This is a genomic window from Bacteroidia bacterium (assembly GCA_025056095.1).
In the GTDB taxonomy this organism is placed as follows: domain Bacteria; phylum Bacteroidota; class Bacteroidia; order JANWVE01; family JANWVE01; genus JANWVE01.
Genome location: JANWVW010000194.1, coordinates 1 through 5267 on the forward strand (window position 1 = coordinate 1; position 5267 = coordinate 5267).

Annotated in this window: 6 protein-coding genes; 4 read left to right on the forward strand and 2 right to left on the reverse strand. The window is 38.2% G+C overall.

Translation table 11 applies throughout. The features are described from left to right. Positions 1-121: 121 nt before the first annotated feature. Complete coding sequence (locus tag NZ519_11610) at positions 122-1525, reverse strand: hypothetical protein (protein ID MCS7029400.1); 1404 nt, start codon at positions 1523-1525, stop codon at positions 122-124. Positions 1526-1640: 115 nt separating this feature from the next. Here NZ519_11610 and NZ519_11615 point away from each other — a divergent pair, with 115 nt between their 5' ends. Further along, entirely contained in the window at positions 1641-1763 is a 123-nt protein-coding gene (locus tag NZ519_11615) for a hypothetical protein (GenBank protein ID MCS7029401.1), read from the forward strand. 3 nt (positions 1764-1766) lie between these two features. Here the strand turns inward: NZ519_11615 and ligA are convergent, their stop codons facing one another. Continuing rightward, positions 1767-3770 (reverse strand): NAD-dependent DNA ligase LigA, encoded by a 2004-nt coding sequence (gene ligA, locus NZ519_11620; protein ID MCS7029402.1) that lies wholly within the window; start codon positions 3768-3770, stop codon positions 1767-1769. Positions 3771-3875: 105 nt separating this feature from the next. On the opposite strand from ligA, the gene infC reads away from it, so the two are divergent. From infC to rplT, 3 genes are all read left to right on the forward strand, one after another. Beyond that, complete coding sequence (infC, locus tag NZ519_11625) at positions 3876-4457, forward strand: translation initiation factor IF-3 (protein MCS7029403.1); 582 nt, start codon at positions 3876-3878, stop codon at positions 4455-4457. A 21-nt stretch (positions 4458-4478) separates the two neighbouring features. Continuing rightward, positions 4479-4673, forward strand: a complete 195-nt coding sequence (gene rpmI, locus NZ519_11630) for a 50S ribosomal protein L35 (GenBank protein MCS7029404.1) — start codon at positions 4479-4481, stop codon at positions 4671-4673. An 83-nt stretch (positions 4674-4756) separates the two neighbouring features. Further along, positions 4757-5101, forward strand: coding sequence for a 50S ribosomal protein L20 (gene rplT / locus NZ519_11635; protein MCS7029405.1), 345 nt, complete (start codon positions 4757-4759; stop codon positions 5099-5101). The last annotated feature ends 166 nt before the right edge of the window (positions 5102-5267 follow it).

Below are 5267 nucleotides of genomic sequence, written 5' to 3' on the forward strand. Positions count from 1 at the left end.
GAGCATGCCGATAGGCAGTGCGCAGCGTTAGCGGAGCACCGAAGCGAAGCGTAGTGCGGAATGCCCCGACCCTTGCGTCAGCAAGGGGCACGCCCAGAAAAATAAACTTAATCTCCAAAATTTACCTAAAAGTTATCTTTACCGCTACAAACCATCCTTTCTCTCTGTATTGATTCCAAGATCTATCTATTTTTATGACGGTGCCGTAAGGGGCAAGAAAGTTTATTCCTATACCATATCCATACAACCATCGGTTATTAAGTGGATTATTTAAAGATACGCGCGCGTGGGTATATCCTACGTCGTAAAAAGTAGTTAGGTACATAGCAAAAGGTAAATCCCTAAACTGTCTAATAGGCATCCAGCTCATGAGGTAGGTTCTGCGTTGAACTAAAACATATCTATATTCTATGCTTTGTAAAACCTGTGCATGCCCTTGCTGTACATAATACTCATTTCCACGAATAACGTGGTCATAGCCCATGAAAATGTACTCCTCAAAGGGCAATCTTTTACCTGTAATTCCCGCTGCTAAACCTTCATATTTCCAATAATGCCTTTTTCCCCACAACTTGCCATAAAATTGATAGTTGAGTTTTAGTTTTACACTATGAAACTGCTTGCTGCCTATACCTATGTCTGTCCCTTCTATGGTGTAGTAATATCCTTTTAGGGGATACTCCACAATATCCACATGATTGTCTGTATATTTTACGCCCATTTTTAAGTAATGAATATGAGATTTGCCCATCAAGTAGTCAGGGTTGAGCATCAAAACAGAATCCGATACAGAAAAATTACGATAATGCACGTAAGCATCTACCTTGCGCAGCAGGGTAATTCTTTTTGAGGCATCTATACGTATGCCCCTGTAAAATCGACTAGCATAAACTTTTTGTCTAAAAAACTGCTCTCTACCTTCTTTTGTACTAAATACGACTTCTTTTCTTTCCGAATAGCTGGCTAAAAGATTTAAGCCAATTCTATGTTTGTAGCTCAAATTTGGGATATCGTAAAAAAAGATAGCTGCTTTGGCATAACCATTTGTCAAGCTAATTCCCACTGTTTCATTCCGACCTCTGAAATTTTCAACTCCGCCTGTTATGCCATAAGTAACTCGCTTAAAGCTTTTATGTTGCCACCATATATTTAAGTTTCTATCTCTCAACTCAAAAACAGGTACAGGCCATATATACCACCTTTCTGTAACTATCACATCAATGATAATAAAATTTGTATCGGCAGTGCATTTTTGGTAGCTTACTTTTACTTCGTTGAATAAATCTAAATTGTAAATTCTATTGCGTGCCTTTTGAAGATAAGACTTAATCTCACTTTTGGGTAGACTATCGTTAGGGCGAATGTTGAGCTCTTGTAAAATTACTTTTTCGTGAGTAACTCTGTTCCCTGAAATGTAAATGTTATACACATAATAATAGCCCTCTGCATAAGTTAAGGTTCGCACTACTATCAGTAAACTACTAAAACATACGGCAATCCATTTGTCAAAAAATGTTTTAGCCACTGCAATACAAAGATAAGCATAATTATGCTTAGTTTGAACTTAATCAACTGTGTGCATGAGGTTATTCAAACTTTAACTATTTTTTTGAAAATTTTTGTTTGATTTGTTCAATATTTTGGGCGTACCCTTATATGGAGTTTTTGCCCACAAGGTCCGCGTGCTGCGGGCTATGTGCGGAATGCCCCGACCCTTGCGCAGCAAGGGGCACGCCCAAAAAATTAAAAAGTTAACTATTTAACTATTAACTATGCAACATATCCAAAAATTCCTGTTCGCTAATCATCTTGATGTTTAGCTCTTTTGCCTTCTTAATTTTAGTTTCACCTGGTTCATCCCCTACAATCAAATAAGAAAGATTTTTAGATACCGAAGAAGCTACCTTTCCCCCATTCTGACGTATAACCTTCTCTATCTGCTCACGCGTAAAATTTTTCATAGTACCTGTTGCTAAAAAGGTTAGACCTTGTAGTTTATTAGATATCACACTTTGTTGTACTTGGCTTTCGTCTACACTAAATTGTAGACCTGCTTCTTTAAGTTCTTTAACCAACTGCACATAATACGGATTATGAGCTGCTTCTACCACTGCTTGGGCAATTTTTTCCCCTATTTCATGGACTTGGCTAATCTCTTCTGCCGTAGCGTTGAACAAAGCATCTATGCTCTTAAAATGTTGAGCTAATTTAACGGCTACGGTTTCGCCTACATACCGAATACCCAAAGCAAACAAAACTCGTTCAAAAGGTTGTGATTTACTTTTTTGTATTCCTTCAAGTACGTTTTGAGCTAATTTTTTTCCAAAACGGTCCAATTTAAGCAAGTCTTCTTCGGTAATTTTATACAAATCTGCGGGTGTACGAATTAAACCTGCTTTATAAAATTGTTCTACTTTTTCCTCACCTACTGCTTGAATGTCCATAGCATTACGGCGGACAAAATGCACAATTCTACCTATAATTTGAGGTGGACATTGATAAGCATTCGGACAATAATGGTGCACACCTGTTTCACTTATTTGTAAGGGTGTATTACATTCGGGACAGTTTTTGATAAACTCAAAGGGTTGGCTGTTTTGAGGTCTTTTTTGTAGGTTTACACGTACTACTTTTGGGATAATTTCTCCTCCTTTTTCAATCCATACCGTATCGCCTACACGTATATCTAAGCGTTTTATTTCTTGGGCGTTATGTAGAGTAGCTCTTTTTACAGTAGTTCCTGCTAAATGGACAGGTTTGAGGTTAGCTACGGGCGTAACTACACCTGTTCGCCCTACTTGAAAGCTAATACTTTCTAACACGGTTTCTACTTGTTGTGCCGCATATTTGTATGCAAACGCCCAACGAGGAAACTTACTTGTGTTGCCTAAAATATTTTGTTGTGTATAATCATTTACCTTGACTACAACTCCGTCTGTTTCGTAGTCCAAAGTAAATCGTTTGTTCTCCCATTCTTGAAGGTATTCTTGAACTTCCTGCAAGGAATTACAAAGTCTTACATGAGGATTGACCTTGAAGCCCCACCTTTTAAGCCACTCAAATCCTTCATATTGTGTACGTATATTCAAATGAGGTTCATTATCTTTCAAACGTACATAATAGGGGAAGAAGTCTAATCTACGACGCGCTACTTCACGAGGGTCTTGTAGTTTCAAACTTCCCGAAGCAAAGTTGCGTGGATTTGCATACAGCTCTTCGCCTTGCTCAATCCGTTCTTGGTTAATTTTCTCAAAGTTAGATTTAGAAATGTAGACCTCACCTCTTATTTCTACAAACGTAGGTACTACCTCCCCATGTAATCTTAAAGGAATGGTCTTAATAGTTTTTACATTATTAGTTACAACTTCTCCAATTCTGCCATCTCCACGGGTAGCAGCATAGGACAATTTACCATTTTCATAGACTAAACTAATAGCTAAACCATCAATTTTGAGTTCACAAGTGTATTGGTATGGTTTACCTTCTAGACCTTTTTGGACACGTTCATCAAAATCTACTATGTCTTGAAGCGTGTATGAATTGTCCAAGCTAAGCATTTGGACTTCATGCTCTATGGTAGGAAATTTTTTGGTAATATCAGAACCTACTCGTTGAGTTGGGGAATCAGGTAAAGCAAATTGGGGATACTTTTTTTCAAGTTCTATAAGCTCTTTCAGTAGGGCATCAAATTCTTGGTCGGATATAATGGGATCGTTAAGAACATAGTAGCGATAGTTATGCTCATTAACTAAATCTGTTAGCTCTTGTATTTTTTTTGAATAGCGTGAGTATCCATAGGTGCAAAAATAAAGAAAGCAAATCAGAATAAAAAAATTTTTTCAAGAGTTTGTTTTTTTGGAACGAAGTTATCAATTTTGCAGTCCAAATTTCAGAAGGGAGAAAGTACTACGGAAGAGAATAAAAAAGACAATTCTAAGAATAAAGAATTGTACAGAATCAACGAGGAGATTCAAGCACCTACTGTACGAGTAGTGGGCGAAGGCTTCAACCAAATCATGACCTTAGAAGAAGCGTTAGACTTAGCGCGCCAAGAGGGCTTAGATTTGGTAGAGATAGCGCCTAATGCAGATCCACCTGTCTGCAAAATATCGGATTACTCTAAGCTCAGGTATGAGCAAAAGAAGCGTGAAAAAGAACTCAAAAAGAAGCAGCAGGTAGTAGAAGTGAAGGAAATTCGTTTTGGTCCTAACACGGACGACCATGATTTTGCCTTCAAACTCAAGCACGCTATAGAGTTTATTCAAAAAGGAAATAAGGTCAAGTGTTATGTGCAGTTTCATGGTAGAAGTATCATTTACAAGGAGCGAGGAGAGGAGCTGCTTAGAAGGTTTGCTGAAGAAATGTCAGCTTATGCTAAGATAGAGATTGAACCTAGGCTAGAAGGGAAGCGAATGTTCATGATACTTGTACCTAATAGCAAGAGTAAAAAGTCATAGTTTCATAAAATAAACAAGGATATGCCAAAGTTGAAACAAAATTCGGGAGCTACAAAGCGCTTTTCCTTAACAGGAACAGGAAAAGTAAGACGCAAAAAAGCAAACATGCGCCACCTTTTGACTAAAAAGGCTACTAAGCGCAAGCGACATTTAAGTCAAAAGACCGTAGTTAGTAAAGCAGACATGGACAGAGTTAAGCGTTTGTTGTTAATCTAAACTTTTTTAATTTTGCGAGCCATTTTCGAAGCAAGTAACAAAGTGCGTAAGCCACTTGCGTTCGGACTAAATTTGAAATAATTATGCCACGTTCAGTAAATTCAGTAGCTTCAAGAGCAAGACGTAAAAAGATTCTCAAAGCCGCCCGCGGGTATTGGGGCGCAAGAAGCAAGGTTTACACAATCGCTAAAAATAGCGTGGAGAAAGCCATGCTGCATGCATACAGGGGTAGAAAACTCAAAAAACGAGATTTTCGATCCCTTTGGATTCAACGAATCAACGCGGCTGCACGCATGTATGGTATGTCTTACTCTGTATTTATGGGCAAGCTGCATGCGAAAAACATTATTATCAATCGTAAGGTACTAGCCCATTTAGCAGTTCATCATGCAGATACTTTTGCACAAATTGTAAAAGCAGTACAGTAAGACTATTTTTACTAACTAAAATTCTTTGCTTTTGTGGTCTACGGTTAGACCGCAAAAGCTTTATAGTATATTTGTTTTTTATTTTAGTTTTTTTTGGGCGTGCCCCTTGCTGACGCAAGGGTCGGGGCATTCCGCACTGCGCTTTCGCTTCGGTACTTCGCTAACG

Bases quoted from the DNA above. Each gene is read 5' to 3' on its own strand.
- rpmI (MCS7029404.1), top strand. From the start codon at position 4,479: ATGCCAAAGTTGAAACAAAATTCGGGAGCTACAAAGCGCTTTTCCTTA.
- rplT (MCS7029405.1), top strand. From the start codon at position 4,757: ATGCCACGTTCAGTAAATTCAGTAGCTTCAAGAGCAAGACGTAAAAAG.